At 70.9% G+C, this 15,101-nt stretch carries 15 protein-coding genes; 13 read left to right on the top strand and 2 right to left on the bottom strand.

Annotated elements, in window-relative coordinates:
• The first annotated feature begins 78 nt into the window (after positions 1-78).
• The 10 genes from ABZZ20_RS07085 (at position 79) to ABZZ20_RS07040 (ending at position 9,446) form a co-directional block, all read left to right on the top strand.
• The gene (locus ABZZ20_RS07085) at positions 79-1,770 is read left to right on the top strand and encodes a nitrite/sulfite reductase (RefSeq protein WP_356867622.1); all 1,692 of its coding nucleotides are present in this window, start codon (positions 79-81) and stop codon (positions 1,768-1,770) included.
• Positions 1,771-1,864: 94 nt separating this feature from the next.
• Positions 1,865-2,044, top strand: coding sequence for a hypothetical protein (locus tag ABZZ20_RS07080; protein ID WP_356867620.1), 180 nt, complete (start codon positions 1,865-1,867; stop codon positions 2,042-2,044).
• The gene (locus ABZZ20_RS07075; protein ID WP_356867618.1) at positions 2,041-2,748 is read left to right on the top strand and encodes a phosphoadenylyl-sulfate reductase; all 708 of its coding nucleotides are present in this window, start codon (positions 2,041-2,043) and stop codon (positions 2,746-2,748) included. Before ABZZ20_RS07080 ends, ABZZ20_RS07075 begins: the two co-directional genes overlap by 4 nt.
• 26 nt (positions 2,749-2,774) lie before the next feature.
• Positions 2,775-3,320, top strand: coding sequence for an adenylyl-sulfate kinase (gene cysC, locus ABZZ20_RS07070; protein WP_356867617.1), 546 nt, complete (start codon positions 2,775-2,777; stop codon positions 3,318-3,320).
• Complete coding sequence (gene cysD / locus ABZZ20_RS07065; protein WP_356867616.1) at positions 3,317-4,255, top strand: sulfate adenylyltransferase subunit CysD; 939 nt, start codon at positions 3,317-3,319, stop codon at positions 4,253-4,255. Before cysC ends, cysD begins: the two co-directional genes overlap by 4 nt.
• Positions 4,256-4,257: 2 nt before the next feature.
• Complete coding sequence (locus ABZZ20_RS07060; RefSeq protein ID WP_356867614.1) at positions 4,258-5,607, top strand: GTP-binding protein; 1,350 nt, start codon at positions 4,258-4,260, stop codon at positions 5,605-5,607.
• A 212-nt stretch (positions 5,608-5,819) separates the two neighbouring features.
• The gene (locus tag ABZZ20_RS07055; RefSeq protein ID WP_356867612.1) at positions 5,820-6,959 is read left to right on the top strand and encodes an aliphatic sulfonate ABC transporter substrate-binding protein; all 1,140 of its coding nucleotides are present in this window, start codon (positions 5,820-5,822) and stop codon (positions 6,957-6,959) included.
• 33 nt (positions 6,960-6,992) lie between these two features.
• A complete protein-coding gene (locus ABZZ20_RS07050) occupies positions 6,993-7,784 on the top strand; it encodes an ABC transporter ATP-binding protein (protein ID WP_356867610.1) in 792 nt (263 codons plus the stop codon).
• Positions 7,771-8,667: an ABC transporter permease gene (locus ABZZ20_RS07045; RefSeq protein ID WP_356867608.1), complete on the top strand. Its 897-nt coding sequence runs from the start codon at positions 7,771-7,773 to the stop codon at positions 8,665-8,667. The genes ABZZ20_RS07050 and ABZZ20_RS07045 overlap by 14 nt, the downstream gene beginning before the upstream one ends.
• 5 nt (positions 8,668-8,672) lie before the next feature.
• On the top strand, positions 8,673-9,446 hold the full coding sequence (locus ABZZ20_RS07040; protein ID WP_356867606.1) for a sirohydrochlorin chelatase: 774 nt from the start codon (positions 8,673-8,675) through the stop codon (positions 9,444-9,446).
• Between the two features lie 67 nt (positions 9,447-9,513).
• Here the strand turns inward: ABZZ20_RS07040 and ABZZ20_RS07035 are convergent, their stop codons facing one another.
• Positions 9,514-10,515 (bottom strand): 2-dehydropantoate 2-reductase N-terminal domain-containing protein, encoded by a 1,002-nt coding sequence (locus tag ABZZ20_RS07035; RefSeq protein WP_356867604.1) that lies wholly within the window; start codon positions 10,513-10,515, stop codon positions 9,514-9,516.
• Positions 10,516-10,780: 265 nt separating this feature from the next.
• Between ABZZ20_RS07035 and ABZZ20_RS07030 the strand changes: the two genes are divergently transcribed.
• Positions 10,781-12,655, top strand: a complete 1,875-nt coding sequence (locus ABZZ20_RS07030; protein ID WP_356867602.1) for a DNA/RNA non-specific endonuclease — start codon at positions 10,781-10,783, stop codon at positions 12,653-12,655.
• 20 nt (positions 12,656-12,675) lie between these two features.
• Here the strand turns inward: ABZZ20_RS07030 and ABZZ20_RS07025 are convergent, their stop codons facing one another.
• Positions 12,676-13,227 carry a DUF1697 domain-containing protein gene (locus ABZZ20_RS07025; protein ID WP_356867600.1) on the bottom strand — a complete coding sequence of 184 codons (552 nt, stop codon included), beginning with the start codon at positions 13,225-13,227 and terminating at the stop codon, positions 12,676-12,678.
• A gap of 367 nt (positions 13,228-13,594) precedes the next feature.
• On the opposite strand from ABZZ20_RS07025, the gene ABZZ20_RS07020 reads away from it, so the two are divergent.
• Positions 13,595-14,449 carry an aminoglycoside phosphotransferase family protein gene (locus tag ABZZ20_RS07020; protein WP_356867598.1) on the top strand — a complete coding sequence of 285 codons (855 nt, stop codon included), beginning with the start codon at positions 13,595-13,597 and terminating at the stop codon, positions 14,447-14,449.
• 20 nt (positions 14,450-14,469) lie between these two features.
• On the top strand, positions 14,470-15,090 hold the full coding sequence (locus tag ABZZ20_RS07015; RefSeq protein ID WP_356867596.1) for a hypothetical protein: 621 nt from the start codon (positions 14,470-14,472) through the stop codon (positions 15,088-15,090).
• Positions 15,091-15,101: the final 11 nt, after the last annotated feature.

The raw sequence follows: 15,101 nt of genomic DNA, 5'->3' as shown, positions 1-15,101 counted from the left end.
CGGCAGCAGTTACGGGGGCGCGCCGCCACCCCAGCTCCCCCGCCCTTGCCTTGAGCCGCCGAAGAAGGACGTACCCCCATGGCCTCCACCCCCGAAACGCCCGCCGCCGCGCGCCGGAAGACCGGCCGTCACCGCGGTGAGGGTCAGTGGGCCGTTGGACACCACACCCCCCTCAACGGCAACGAGCAGTTCAAGAAGGACGACGACGGTCTCAACGTGCGGACACGCATTGAGACGATCTACTCCAAGACGGGCTTCGACTCGATCGACCCCAACGACCTGCGCGGCCGTATGCGCTGGTGGGGGCTCTACACCCAGCGCAAGCCCGGAATCGACGGCGGCAAGACCGCGGTCCTGGAGCCGGAGGAGCTGGACGACAAGTACTTCATGCTGCGCGTCCGCATCGACGGCGGCCGGCTTACCACCCAACAGCTCCGCGTGATCGGCGAGATCTCCGAGGAGTTCGCGCGCGGCACCGCCGACCTCACCGACCGCCAGAACGTGCAGTACCACTGGATCCGGATCGAGGACGTCCCCGAGATCTGGCGCCGCCTGGAGGCCGTCGGCCTGTCGACCACCGAGGCCTGTGGTGACACCCCCCGCGTCATCCTCGGCTCGCCCGTCGCCGGCATCGCCCAGGACGAGATCGTCGACGGCACCCCTGCCATCGAGGAGATCCAACGCCGCATCGTGGGCAACCCGGACTTTTCCAACCTGCCCCGCAAGTTCAAGTCGGCGATCTCCGGCTCGCCGCTGCTCGACGTGGCGCACGAGATCAACGACGTCGCCTTCGTCGGCGTGAACCACCCCGAGCACGGCCCCGGCTTCGACGTCTGGGTCGGCGGCGGCCTCTCGACCAACCCCAAGCTGGGCGTCCGCCTGGGCACTTGGGTCTCCCTCGACGAGGTGCCGGACGTCTACGAGGGCGTCATCTCGATCTTCCGCGACTACGGTTACCGCCGCCTGCGCACCCGTGCCCGCCTGAAGTTCCTCGTCGCCGACTGGGGCGCCGCCAAGTTCCGTCAGGTCCTGGAGGACGAGTACCTGAAGCGGAAGCTGACCGACGGCCCGGCGCCCGAGCAGCCGAGCGGCCAGTGGCGCGACCACGTGGGCGTGCACCAGCAGCAGGACGGCCGGTTCTACGTCGGCTTCGCGCCCCGCGTCGGCCGCGTGGACGGTGCCACCCTCACCAAGATCGCGGACATCGCGGAGCAGCACGGCTCCGGCCGCCTGCGCACCACTGCCGAGCAGAAGATGATCGTCCTCGACGTCGAAGCCGACCGGGTCGATTCGGTCGTGGCCGCCCTGGAGGCGCTGGACCTGCGGGTCAAGCCGTCCCCCTTCCGGCGGGGCACGATGGCCTGCACGGGCATCGAGTTCTGCAAGCTGGCCATCGTCGAGACCAAGGCGCGCGGCGCCGCACTGATCGAGGAGCTGGAGCGCCGCCTGCCGGACTTCGAGGAGCCGCTCACCATCAACATCAACGGCTGCCCGAACGCCTGCGCCCGCATCCAGGTGGCGGACATCGGTCTCAAGGGCCAGCTGGTCCTGGACGAGGACGGCCAGCAGGTGGAGGGCTACCAGGTCCACCTGGGCGGCGCACTCGGTCTCCAGGCCGGCTTCGGCCGCAAGGTCCGTGGCCTCAAGGTCACCTCGGCCGGTCTGCCCGACTACGTGGAGCGGGTCGTCACGCGCTTCCAGGAGCAGCGCGAGGACGGCGAGCGCTTCGCGGCCTGGGTGACCCGGGCAAAGGACGAGGACTTGTCGTGAGCGCAGCGAACGACAGCGAAGAGCACAGTGTGAGCGCAGCGAACGACAGCGACAAGCACAGTGTGAGCGCAGCGAACGACACGAGGAGCGCAGGGTGAGCGAGCGGGCGGCCCCCTTCTACTGCCCGTACTGCGGCGACGAGGACCTGTTTCCCCACGAGGCGGGTCACGGCGCCTGGGAATGCAGGGCCTGCAACCGAGCCTTCCAGCTGAAGTACCTCGGGCTGCTGGCCCGGGGTCTTCAGTCCAACACCACTGGAGGGGAAGAGATATGACGGCACATCAGATAGTGGAGACGCGCGACCTCAAGGCGCTGGCCGAGCAGGCGGGCCGGGACCTGGAGGACGCCTCCGCGCTGGAGATCCTCACCTGGGCGGCCGAGACCTTCGGCAAGAAGTTCGCCGTGACCTCCTCCATGGAGGACGCGGTGGTCGCCCACCTGGCGTCCCGTGCCTTCCCCGGTGTCGACGTGGTCTTCCTCGACACGGGCTACCACTTCGAGGAGACCATCGGCACCCGTGACGCGGTCGAGGCCGTGATGGACGTCAACGTCATCACCCTCACCCCGCGCCGGACGGTCGCCGAGCAGGACGCGCAGTACGGTCCCGCACTGCACGACCGCGACCCCGACCTGTGCTGCGCACTGCGCAAGGTCAAGCCGCTGGAGGAGGGCCTGACCGCGTACGAAGCGTGGGCGACGGGGCTGCGCCGCGACGAGTCCCCGACCCGGGCGAACACTCCGGTGGTCGGCTGGGACGAGAAGCGGCAGAAGGTCAAGATCTCCCCGATCGCCCGCTGGACCCAGGACGACGTCGACGCGTACGTCGCGGAACACGGCGTCCTCACCAACCCCCTGCTGACGGACGGCTACGCCTCGGTCGGCTGCGCCCCCTGCACCCGCCGCGTGGCGGAGGGCGAGGACGCGCGGGCCGGCCGTTGGGCCGGACGGGCCAAGACCGAGTGCGGACTGCACGGCTGATGAGCGAACTTACGGAGACAGAGCAGATGAGCGTGAGCGACCAGGGCGCCACCGTGTGGCTGACCGGGCTGCCGAGCGCGGGCAAGACCACCATCGCCTACGCGCTGGCCGAGCGGCTGCGCACCGAAGGCCACCGCGTGGAGGTCCTCGACGGCGACGAGATCCGCGAGTTCCTCTCCGCCGGCCTGGGCTTCACCCGGGAGGACCGCCACACCAACGTGCAGCGGATCGGCTTCGTCGCCGAACTGCTCGCGAGCAACGGCGTCAAGGCGCTCGTACCGGTGATCGCGCCGTTCGCGGACAGCCGTGAGGCCGTCCGCAAGCGGCACGCCACCGAGGGCACCTCGTACCTGGAGGTCCACGTGGCCACCCCGGTCGAGGTCTGCTCCGAGCGTGACGTGAAGGGCCTGTACGCCAAGCAGGCGGCGGGCGAGATCTCCGGTCTGACCGGCGTCGACGACCCGTACGAGGCTCCGGACTCCCCGGACCTGCGCATCGAGTCGCACACGCAGACCGTGCAGGAGTCGGCTTCGGCCCTGCACGCGCTGCTCACCGAGAGGGGTCTGGCATGACGACGACCGTGGCACACGTCCACGACGAGACCGACGCGCCCTACGCGCTGTCGCACCTCGACGCCCTCGAGTCGGAGGCCGTGCACATCTTCCGCGAGGTGGCGGGCGAGTTCGAGAAGCCGGTGATCCTTTTCTCCGGCGGCAAGGACTCCATCGTCATGCTGCACCTGGCGCTGAAGGCGTTCGCGCCGGCGCCGGTCCCCTTCACCCTGCTGCACGTGGACACCGGGCACAACTTCCCCGAGGTCCTGGAGTACCGCGACCGCACGGTCGCCGAGCACGGCCTGCGCCTGCACGTCGCCTCCGTGCAGGAGTACATCGACGCGGGCAAGCTGCGCGAGCGCCCGGACGGCACCCGCAACCCGCTGCAGACCGTCCCGCTGACCGAGGCGATCCAGAGCCTGAAGTTCGACGCGGTCTTCGGTGGCGGTCGACGCGACGAAGAGAAGGCCCGCGCCAAGGAGCGGGTGTTCAGCCTGCGCGACGAGTTCTCCCAGTGGGACCCGCGCCGCCAGCGTCCCGAGCTGTGGCAGCTCTACAACGGCCGCCACGCCCCCGGCGAGCACGTCCGCGTCTTCCCGCTGTCCAACTGGACCGAGCTGGACGTGTGGCAGTACATCGCCCGCGAGGGCATCGAGCTCCCGGAGATCTACTTCGCCCACGAGCGCGACGTCTTCAAGCGGAACGGGATGTGGCTGACGGCCGGCGAGTGGGGCGGCCCGAAGGAGGGCGAGACCACCGAGACGCGTCTCATCCGCTACCGCACCGTCGGTGACATGTCCTGCACCGGTGCCGTCGACTCCGACGCCACCACGCTGGACGCCGTGATCACCGAGATCGCCGCCTCCCGGCTCACCGAGCGGGGCGCGACCCGCGCCGACGACAAGATGTCCGAGGCCGCGATGGAAGACCGCAAGCGCGAAGGGTACTTCTAGACATGACCTCCACCACCGATCAGGTCGCCAGCCTGGCCGACGCTGCAGCGACCACGCTGCTGCGCTTCGCAACCGCCGGTTCCGTCGACGACGGCAAGTCCACTCTGGTCGGGCGGCTGCTGCACGACTCCAAGTCGGTCCTGACCGACCAGCTGGAAGCCGTCGAGGCCGTCTCCGCCCGGCGCGGCCAGGACGCCCCCGACCTCGCGCTGCTGACCGACGGCCTGCGGGCCGAGCGGGAGCAGGGCATCACCATCGACGTCGCCTACCGCTACTTCGCCACCGCGCGCCGCCGGTTCATCCTCGCCGACACCCCGGGGCACGTGCAGTACACCCGGAACATGGTGACCGGCGCCTCGACCGCCGACCTGGCCGTGGTGCTGGTCGACGCGCGCAACGGCGTGATCGAGCAGACCCGACGGCACGCCGCCGTCGCGGCCCTGCTGCGGGTCCCGCACGTGGTGCTGGCCGTCAACAAGATGGACCTGGTGGGCTACCAGGAGGCGGTCTTCGCATCGATCGCCGAGGAGTTCACCGCGTACGCCTCGGACCTGGGCGTCCCGGAGATCACCGCGATACCGATCTCGGCCCTGGCCGGCGACAACGTGGTGGAGCCCTCCTCGCGCATGGACTGGTACGGCGGCCCGACGGTGCTGGAGCATCTGGAGACCGTTCCGGTCAGCCACGACCTCACCGCCTGCCCGGCCCGTTTCCCGGTGCAGTACGTGATCCGCCCGCAGACCGCCGAGCACCCGGACTACCGCGGCTACGCGGGTCAGATCGCCTCCGGCGTGCTGCGCGTCGGCGAGGCCGTCACCGTCCTGCCGTCGGGCCGTACCTCCGTCATAGAGGGCATCGACGCGCTCGGCGAGAGCGTGGACATCGCCTGGGCGCCGCAGTCGGTGACGCTGCGCCTCAAGGACGACATCGACATTTCGCGCGGCGATCTGATCGCGCCGTCCGCGAGTGCCCCCGCCACCACGCAGGACGTCGTCGCGACGGTATGCCATGTGGCGGACCAGCCGCTGGCCGTCGGCGCACGGGTGCTGCTCAAGCACACCACGCGCACGGTCAAGGCGATCGTCAAGGAGATCCCCTCGCGGCTGACCCTGGACGACCTGTCCCAGCACCCGAACCCCGGACAGCTGGTGGCCAACGACATCGGCCGGGTGGTCGTGCGCACCGCCGAGCCGCTCGCGCTCGACGCGTACGCCGACTCCCGTCGCACGGGGTCCTTCCTGCTGATCGACCCGGCCGACGGGACCACCCTGGCCGCGGGCATGGCGGGCGAGTCCTTCGCCTCCCGAGCGCAGACCACCGTCCCGGCGGACGAAGAAGGGTGGGACTTCTAAGCCGTGCTCTTCGACATCTACTCCACCTTCGCCAAGGAGGGCGGTCGCGTGGGCAGCGGCCAGCTCGGCAGCGGTCAGGGAGGGGTGGCGCGATGTGCGCGATGACGTACGCGCACTGCCTGCGCGCCCACACCCCCCAGCTGCTGTACCTGTCCTTGCTCCACAGACGAAGACGTGCGTCATGAAGTGACGCGACGAGAGGAAGTCCTCCCGTGCCCACCACCGGTCATCACCGCACCACCCTGCGCCGCGGCGTTGTCACCGCCGCCGCCCTGCCCGTCCTGATCGGCGCCCTCGCTTCCTGCGGTTACGGCTCGCAGGCCGAGACGACGCAGGACACGAAGTCCAGCGTCGCCGCCGGAGCCGGAGCCGGAGCCGGCGAGAAGCTCTCCGCCTCCGAGGTCCGCATCGGGTACTTCCCGAACCTGACCCACGCCACCGCCCTGGTCGGCCTCCAGGAGGGCCTGATCGCGAAGGAGCTGGGCGGCACCAAGATCAAGCCGCAGTCCTTCAACGCCGGCCCGTCCGAGATCGAAGCGCTCAACGGCGGCTCTCTCGACATCGGGTTCATCGGCCCTTCGCCGTCCATCAACGGCTACGTGAAGTCCAAGGGCAGCAACCTGCGGATCATCTCCGGGTCCGCCTCGGGCGGTGTGAAGCTCGTCGTGAACCCGGACAAGATCAAGACTCTGGACGACCTCAAGGGCAAGAAGATCGCCACCCCGCAGAAGGGGAACACGCAGGACGTCGCGTTCCTCAACTGGATCTCCGAGAAGGGCTGGTCGGTCGACCCGGAGTCCGGCAAGGGTGACGTCTCCGTGGTCCGTACGGACAACAAGGTCGCTCCGGACGCCTTCAAGCAGGGCTCGATCGACGGCGCCTGGGTGCCGGAGCCCACGGCCTCCAAGCTGGTTTCCGACGGCGGTTCCGTCCTCCTCGACGAAACCTCGCTGTGGCCCGACAAGAAGTTCGTGATCACGAACGTCATCGTGTCGCAGAAGTTCCTCAAGGCGCACCCGGACGTGGTCGAGGCCGTACTCAGGGGCACGGTGAAGACCAACGAGTGGATCAACGCCAACCCGGACCGAGCCAAGGCTTCCGCGAACGCGAAGCTGGCGGCGGACGGCGGCAAACCGCTCGACGCGAAGGTCATCGATCCGGCCTGGCCGAGCATCCTCGTCACCGACGACCCGCTGGCGGCCACGCTGAAGACGGAGTCCGACTGGGCGGTCAAGGCCAAGCTCCTCGATCAACCCGACCTGGCCGGCATCTACGACCTGACGCTGCTGAACAAGGTCCTGAAGGCCGCCGGCAAGCCCGAGGTCTCCGACGCCGGTCTCGGCGCCAAGTAAGTCCGCACGTACGAACCCCAGGAGGTGACGACCATGGCCACCATGCTTGCCAAGGCTGCCGAGGGCGCAGTAGCGGAGCAGACGTACGCCGCCCGCATCGAGCACGTCTCGAAGTCCTTCTCCGGCCCGGCCGGATCGCAGCTCGTCCTGGACGACATCAGCCTCGATGTCGCTCCCGGCGAGTTCGTCACCATTCTCGGGGCATCGGGGTGCGGAAAGTCCACCCTGCTCAACCTGGTCGCCGGCCTCGACCGGCCCAGCGCGGGCACCATCGGGACCGCGGGCCGCCCCGCCCTGATGTTCCAGGAACACGCCCTCTTCCCGTGGCTCACCGCGGGCAAGAACATCGAACTCGCCCTGCGCCTGCGCGGGGTGGCCAAGGCCGAGCGCAAGCCGGAGGCCGAACGGCTGCTGGAACTGGTCCGCCTCGGCGGCGCGTACGGCAAGCGGGTCCACGAACTGTCCGGCGGCATGCGCCAGCGCGTGGCCCTGGCCCGGGCGCTCGCTCAGGACAGCCGACTGCTGCTGATGGACGAGCCGTTCGCCGCTCTGGACGCCATCACGCGTGACGTGCTGCACGGCGAGCTCACCCGTATCTGGGCCGAGACCGGCCTGTCCGTCCTCTTCGTCACGCACAACGTGCGCGAGGCCGTGCGCCTCGCCCAGCGGGTGGTCCTGCTCTCCTCCCGGCCCGGCCGGGTCGCAAAGGAATGGACCGTGGGCATTCCGCAGCCGCGCCGCATCGAGGACGCGGACGTCGCGGAGCTGTCCCTTGAGATCACTGAACACCTGCGTGGGGAGATCCGCCGCCATGGCCAGCACTGACACCACCCCGAAGGCCACGGCCAAGGGCGACGACCTGGCCGGCCTGGAGGCGGGCCTCGACGCCCTCGACGCGGTCGAAACGCACCGCACCCCCGTCCGCGAGGTCTTCACCAAGAAGGTCGTGCCCCCGCTGCTGGCCGTCGGCCTCGTGCTGGTGGTGTGGCAGATCCTCGTCTCGGCGAAGGTCACCGACGAGACCAAGTTGCCCGCCCCGTCCGCGGTGTGGGACAGCCTGTCCGACATGTGGCTCAAGGGCACGCTGCTCGACGTCATCTGGACCAGCGTGTCGCGCGGTCTGCTCGGCTTCCTGCTGGCCCTGGCCATCGGCACCCCGCTCGGCCTGCTCGTCGCCCGGGTCAAGTTCGTCCGCGCCGCCATCGGGCCGATCCTCCAGGGGCTCCAGTCCCTGCCCTCGGTCGCCTGGGTCCCCCCGGCCGTACTCTGGTTCGGTCTCAACGACGCCATGATGTACACCGTGATCCTGCTCGGCGCGGTCCCCTCCATCGCCAACGGCCTCGTCTCCGGCATCGACCAGATCCCGCCGCTCTTCCTGCGGGCCGGCCGCACCCTGGGAGCCACCGGCCTGCGCGGCGCCCGGCACGTGGTCATGCCGGCCGCGCTGCCCGGCTACCTCGCCGGCCTGAAGCAGGGCTGGGCCTTCTCCTGGCGCTCCCTGATGGCCGCCGAGATCATCGCCAGCTCCCCCGACCTGGGCCTGGGCCTGGGCCAGCTGCTGGAGAACGGCCGCAACAACATCGACCTGCCCGGCGTGTTCCTCGCCATCGCCTTGATCCTCGTCGTCGGCATCGCCATCGACCTGCTGATCTTCAGCCCGGTCGAGCGGTGGGTACTGCGCAGCCGCGGCCTGCTGGTCAGGAGCTGAGTCCCGTGTTCCGCGCCCCCGCTTCCGCCCCGGTCCTGCTCGTGATCGCCCACGGCAGCCGCGACCCGCGCCACGCGGCGACCGTGCAGGCCCTCACCCGACGCGCACGGGCGCTGCGGCCGGGGGTGCGGGTGGAGACGGCGTACCTGGACTTCAACGCCCCTCGGGTCGACCAGGTGCTGTCCGCCCTCCATGCCGAAGGCGTCCGTGACGTGGTGGCCCTGCCCCTGCTGCTCACCCGGGCCTTCCACGCCAAGGCGGACGTCCCGGCGGTCCTCGCCGAGTCCACGATCCGGCTGCCGGGCCTCTCCATCCGGCTCGCCGAGGTCCTCGGCCCCTCCCCCCTCCTGACGCAGGCGCTCGAACGTCGCCTGTGGGAGGCGGGGCTCACCCCGGCGGACCGTGCGAGCACCGGTGTGGTGCTCGCGTCCGCCGGTTCCTCAGACCCGGAGGCGATCGCAGTGATCGCTGAAATCGCGCGGGAGTGGCGGCACACCGGTTGGTGCGCCGTGCGGCCTGCGTTCGCCTCCGCTGCCCTTCCCCGCACGGAGGATGCCGCGCGGGCGCTGCGCGCGGAAGGCGTGCGGCGGGTGGCCGTGGCCCCCTACGTAATCGCGCCGGGCCGCCTCCCGGACCGCATCGCGGCGGGGGCGGACGCCGCCGGCGCCGACGTCGTGGCCGAGGTCCTCGGCGCGGCCCCCGAACTGGCCCGCCTGCTCCTCCACCGCTTCGACGCGGCCACCACCTCCCCGGTCCGCCTCCCCGCCCTGACGGCCTGACGGCGCTCCGTGGACCCGGCCCTGGCCGGGCGCCGCGGGCCCACCGGCCCGCCTTCCGGTCAGTGCACTAGCCGCGGGCCTCGGCCTCGTCGGCCAGCGCCGTGAGGTCCGTGATGGACATCGCGCCCGGCGGGAGGCCCTCGCGGGCGAAGATGTTCGCCGCGTGGCGGAGCGTGTCGTTCACCGGAGTCGCGATCCCGTGCAGGCGGCCCAGCAGGGAGATCTCCCCGTTGAGGTAGTCCGCCTCGATCGAGCCGGTACCACGGTGCAGCGACTGCCAGGAGGAGCCTCCCCGCACGCCGGGCGGCTGATCGACCTTGCCGTCGCGGGCCTCGGCCTGCTCGGCGTCCGAGGCGTAGGGGATCCGGGCCGCCGCGAAGGCGGCCCTGGCCTCGCGGATCGCACGCAGCAGCAACGCCCCCTTCGCCGGGTCGGGCTCGGGCCCAGTGGTGGCTTGGATCGCATTGCCCAGGTTGCCCAGCAGTTTCGCGTACTTCCAGCGCATGACGTCCTCGACGACCGGCGCCTCGAAGCCGGACTTCGCCAGGTCGGCCGCGATCCGAGCGGCCCGCGCGTCCGAGCCCCCGGCGGCCAGCCCGATGTGCAGGATGCCGGTCAGCGGCGCGCACAGCGCGGACACCACCCCCGGTTCCAGGAAGGTGGCGGGCAGCCACACGCAGATCCCGTACACGCGGGCGAAGCGGCGCAGCGCCAGCCGCTCGCTCTCCACCCCGTTCTGCGCGCACAGCACGGGCAGCCGCTGCGCCGCCGTACCACCGCCGGCGACCTCCGCGTCACCCCACGCGTCGAGTGCGGCGATCGCGTCCTGGGCCTTCACGGTCAGCAGCAGGGCGTCGTCCGGACGCAGTTCGCCCAGTTCCGCCGGGCCGGTGACCACGGGGAGCCGGTGGACCCGGGGCCCGTCCGCCGTCGTGAGCCGCAGCCCGTCGGCCCGGAGGGCCTCTGCGTGTGCGCCGCGCGCGACGAGGACGACCTCGGCGCCTGCTTCCGCCAGCCGTCCGCCGATGGTCGCGCCGATCGCGCCGGCGCCGATGATGATGTAACGCATGGCCAGGAGCCTGGCACATCCGGCGGGCTGCGTCGCCGTCGGGGAGGGTGAACGCCGCGCTCCGGTCGGGGCCGGACCCACACCGGTGCGCCCCGGGAACGGGCGGCGCTCGACGCGCTCGCCCCCTGGCCCGGCCGTACGCTGGAAGGGCACGCACGGAGCGGGGAGCCCCAGTCCGCTTGCGTCGATTTCAACCATCTCGGGGACGGCATCCTCTCGACGGGGCTTCTCACGCCTGAACTCCTTTCTCGAAGGGAGCCCCCTGATGGCTACCAAGAAGCGGACGCCCGCCACGTCCACGGCGAACGGGCAGCAGGACGAACTGATCACCTCGCTGAAGCAGTTCATCCGTACCCGCGGGTCGAGCTACCTCAGCGACCCCAACGTGTCCTCGATCGGCATCGGCTACAAGGAGAAGAACGGCAAACGGGGCAAGGAGCTGGCCCTGCAGTTCACGGTGGACAAGAAGGTCCAGCCGGAGGGCGTCCGCGACGTGAGCAGCGTGGAGATACCGTCGGTCATCGACATAGGCGGCGGCGTCAAGGTGCCGACCGACGTCGTCCAGCGCAGCTACAAGCCGCACTTCCTGGTGGTGCCCGAGGCGCAGACGCCGGACCGGCAGAAGCGCGTCAACCCGGTCCGCCCCGGGGTGAGCGTCGGCAACGTCAAGGTGGGCGCCGGCACGCTCGGTTGCATCGTCTTCGACAAGAACGACGGTTCCACCTGCGTGCTGAGCAACTGGCACGTGCTGAACGGCCGCAAGGGGGAGCTGGGCGACGAGGTGGTGCAGCCCGGTACCACCGACGACAGCCGCACCGCCATGAACCGGCTCGGCACGCTCAGGCGCGCCCACCTCGGTCTCGTCGGCGACTGCGCCCTGTCGAGCATCACGGAACGCGATTTCGCCACGGACGTCCTCGACCTCGGGGTCACGCCGACGAAGCTGGGCGAGCCGGAGATCGACGACAAGGTGGTCAAGAGCGGCCGGACCACCGGCGTCACGCACGGGGTGGTGACGCGGCCCTTCGTCAAGGTGAGCATCAACTACGGGCCGCCGGTCGGAGTGCGGGAGATCGAGTGCTTCGAGATAGGCCCCGACCCCAACCATCCGGCGGACGGCGACGAGATCAGCCTGCCCGGCGACTCCGGTTCCGCCTGGCTGTTCAAGGCGCGCACCGGAAGGCCGACCGACGTGCTGGCCGGTCTGCACTTCGGCGGCGAGGGCGACGGGGACCCCGAGGACCGGGCGCTGGCCTGCTTCCCCCACGCGGTCTTCGAGGAGCTGAAGATCACTCTGGAGCCGCCGGCTACCGACTCGCTCGAAGCACTGACGGGGTACGACCCCGGCTTCCTCTCCGTGGCCATCGGAACACCGCAGCTCAACCCGTCGATCAAGGACGACGCCGTCCAGCTCGACGGGTCGGAGGTCATCCCGTACACGCACTTCTCGCTGGCCCTGAGCGCGTCCCGGCGGTTCGCGATCTGGGTGGCCTGGAACATCGACGGGGGCACGCTCAAGAAGCTCGACCGGCAGGGCATCGAGTTCCGGAAGGACCCCCGCCTGCCGGCGAACACCCAGGTCAGCAACGAGCTGTACAAGGGTCCGACCAACCGGCTGGACCGGGGGCACATCGCGCGCCGCGCCGACCTCCTGTGGGGCGCGCTGCCCGAGGCGGAGAAGGCGAACAAGGACTCGTTCTTCTACACCAACATCACTCCGCAGATGGACGACTTCAACCAGAGTGTGCGGGGCGGCATCTGGGGTCAGTTGGAGGACGCGGTCTTCGAGGACGTCCAGGTCGACGACCTCAAGGTGAGCGTGTTCGGCGGCCCGGTCTTCCAGGACGACGACCGGGTCTTCAAGGGTGTGCGGATACCCCGGGAGTTCTGGAAGGTGCTCGTCTACTCCGAGCGGGGAACGCTCAAGTGCAAGGCGTTCCTGCTGACGCAGAGCCTGGTTCTGGCCGAGGCGCTGGAACTGGCGGAGTTCCGGGTGTTCCAGGTCAAGCTGAGCGAGATCCAGAAGCGGGTGCACGTCCGCTTCGCCGCCGCGATGGCGAAGGCGGACACCCTGGTGGTGCCGGAAGCGCTGGAGGACCGGGCTCCGTTGGAGAGTCCGGACGACATCGACTGGAGCTGAGCGCCCAGAGTCAGCGGCGGTCAGTCCCGCGTCAGCTCGACCAGCTTGGCGACGGTGTTCCAGTTCCGGGTGGTCGCGGCGATGCCCTTGAGCACGGCGGGTTTGTGGAGGGCCTCCGCCAGTTTGGAGCGGCCCAGTCCGTTGGGGGCGTACAGGTAGAGGACCCGGTCGCCGATCCGGAACTCCTCCGGGAGGTACGAGGGCCCGTCGATCGCGGCGAACCGGGACCGCTCGGGCTGCTCGGACAGGAAGGTGGCGTGCAGTTGCCTGCCCTCCAGCGCGGCGGCGGGGAACGGGCAGCCGTCGGCAACGGCGCGCAGGTACGCCCCATCGAGCACCAGGCAGGCCACCGCGAAGCCGAAGCGGGCCTCGACGGCCCGCTCCAGCTCGCGGGTGAGGGCGTGCACGTCCTTCTCCGATGTGCTGAAGACGGCGTTGCCGCTCTGCAGGTACGTCTGCACGTCCTGGTGGCCGAGGCCCTCCAGGACCTCGCGCAGCTCGGCCATCGGAACCTTCTTGGCGCCGCCGACATTGATGCCGCGGAGCAGGGCCGCGTACTTCTTCGTGGTCATTCCCGAACGATAGGGCGGCCCACCGACACCCCGGGCGGGTCGGCCTCGATGAGGTCGGTGGCCCGCCGCGTGCCGCCCTCGGCGGGCTGCCCCCTCCAGGGGGGCGTGCCGGGCGACTGCGAGTTTGCGTTCCCGCCCGGCCTGAAGGCCAAGATTCCCTGCCGGGACAGGGATGGCGATGCGTGCGGGCGCGGTGGGGTCATGCCGCGAGGCGGGACGAGGCGTCTCGTACCACTGCTGTCCCGGTCCTCGCCCGACCGGGCGCGCTCGGACCTGATGGCGCGTCAAGGCATCGCGCACCCGGGATGCGAGACTGGACGAGACCGGGCGAATCACCACGACCCCGACCCGGATCCGGAGGGACGGCATGGACGAGGCGCAGGCCAGGGACGTACTGACGGCGGCGGGCTTCACGGCGGGCCCGGCCGCGTTGCTCGCCCTGGGCGAGAACGCCGTGTTCGCGGTCGGCGACCTGGTGGTCAAGGTCGGCCGGGAGGCGGCACTGCTGGAACGGGCCGAGCGGGAACTCGCCGTGGCCGACTGGCTCAGTAGGACCGGTATCCCGGCGGTCCGCGCCGCCGAACCGAAGCCGCTTCTGGTGGCGGGGCACCCGGTGACGGTGTGGCACCGCCTCCCGGACGAGGTCCGGCCGGCCGAGCCCGAGGACCTGGCGGTGCTGCTGCGGCAGATCCACTCCCTTCCGGAACCGCCGTTCGCGCTGCCCGCGCGGGACCTGCTGGGCGGCGTCGAACGTTGGCTCCGGCTGGCGGGCGGGGCGGTCGATCCGGCGGACGCGGCGTACCTGCGGGCCCGGCGCGACGCCTACGTCGGCGAGGTCGCCGCGCTCACCCCGCACCTGCCGCCGGGCCCGATCCACGGCGACGCGCTCCCCCGCAACGTCCACGTGGGCCCGGAGGGGCCGGTCCTGGTGGACCTGGAGACCATCTCGACCGATCTGCGGGAGCACGACCTGGTGGTGATGGCCCTCGCCCGCGACCGGTACGGGCTGCCCCACGCGTCGTACGACGCGTTCGTGACGGCGTACGGCTGGGACGTGCGCGACTGGGCGGGCTGCACGGTGCTGCGGGGCGCCCGCGAGACGGCCAGCTGCGCCTGGGTCGCCCAGCACGCCCCGGCCAACCCGAAGGCCCTGGCCGAATTCCGGCGCCGCGTCGCCTCGTTGCGCGACGCCGACCCGGAAATCCGCTGGCATGCGTTCTGACCGTGCCGTACGAAGATCCTGTGAAGCTGCACCTCACCCTCCACGAAGGCCGCCTCGGCCCGGCCCGGTACCAGGTCGTCCGTCCGGCCCGGCCGGTCGAGCGTGCGGTGGTGTGCGATGACGCCTGGTACCTCAACGCCTTCGTCGACGCGGAGGCCGCGCGGACCCTGGCAGGGCTGTGGACCCTGGCCGCCACTTCGCCCCGTTCGCTCGTCCACCTTCCGCTACGGGTCCCGGGACCGGCAGCGGGACCGAGGCGACTCGACCTGGTCCTGCTGCACCGTTCGCTCCAGTTCGCGCCCTCGGGCTGGAAGGAACTACGAGGGCGGCTCGACCGGGGCAGACCCCGCACCGTCACCCTGCCCGCCCCGCCACCGCAGCCGCGGACCGACCGGCCGCCCGTGCGTCGCCGCGCACACCACCGCGCCGTCCTCCACCAGCACATCCATGCGGAGACCCTGTTCCTGACGGGCAGCACCGAGCTGTTCCGGGAGGGCGCCGAGGTCTTCCGCGATGTCGCCGAACACGGCCCCGCGCACACCCGCACCCCGGCACGCCACGGACACTACTGCGCGAGCATCCGCGGCGCCGCCCGCACCCGGGACGTCCACGTGGAGTACAGCACCGACTGGGCCGCGTAGCCCCCGAAGAC

This window comes from Streptomyces sp. NPDC006430 (assembly GCF_040612395.1).
Classification (GTDB): domain Bacteria; phylum Actinomycetota; class Actinomycetes; order Streptomycetales; family Streptomycetaceae; genus Streptomyces.
The sequence above is the reverse complement of the archived record's forward strand: the minus strand, read 5'-3'. Positions and strand labels throughout refer to the sequence as shown.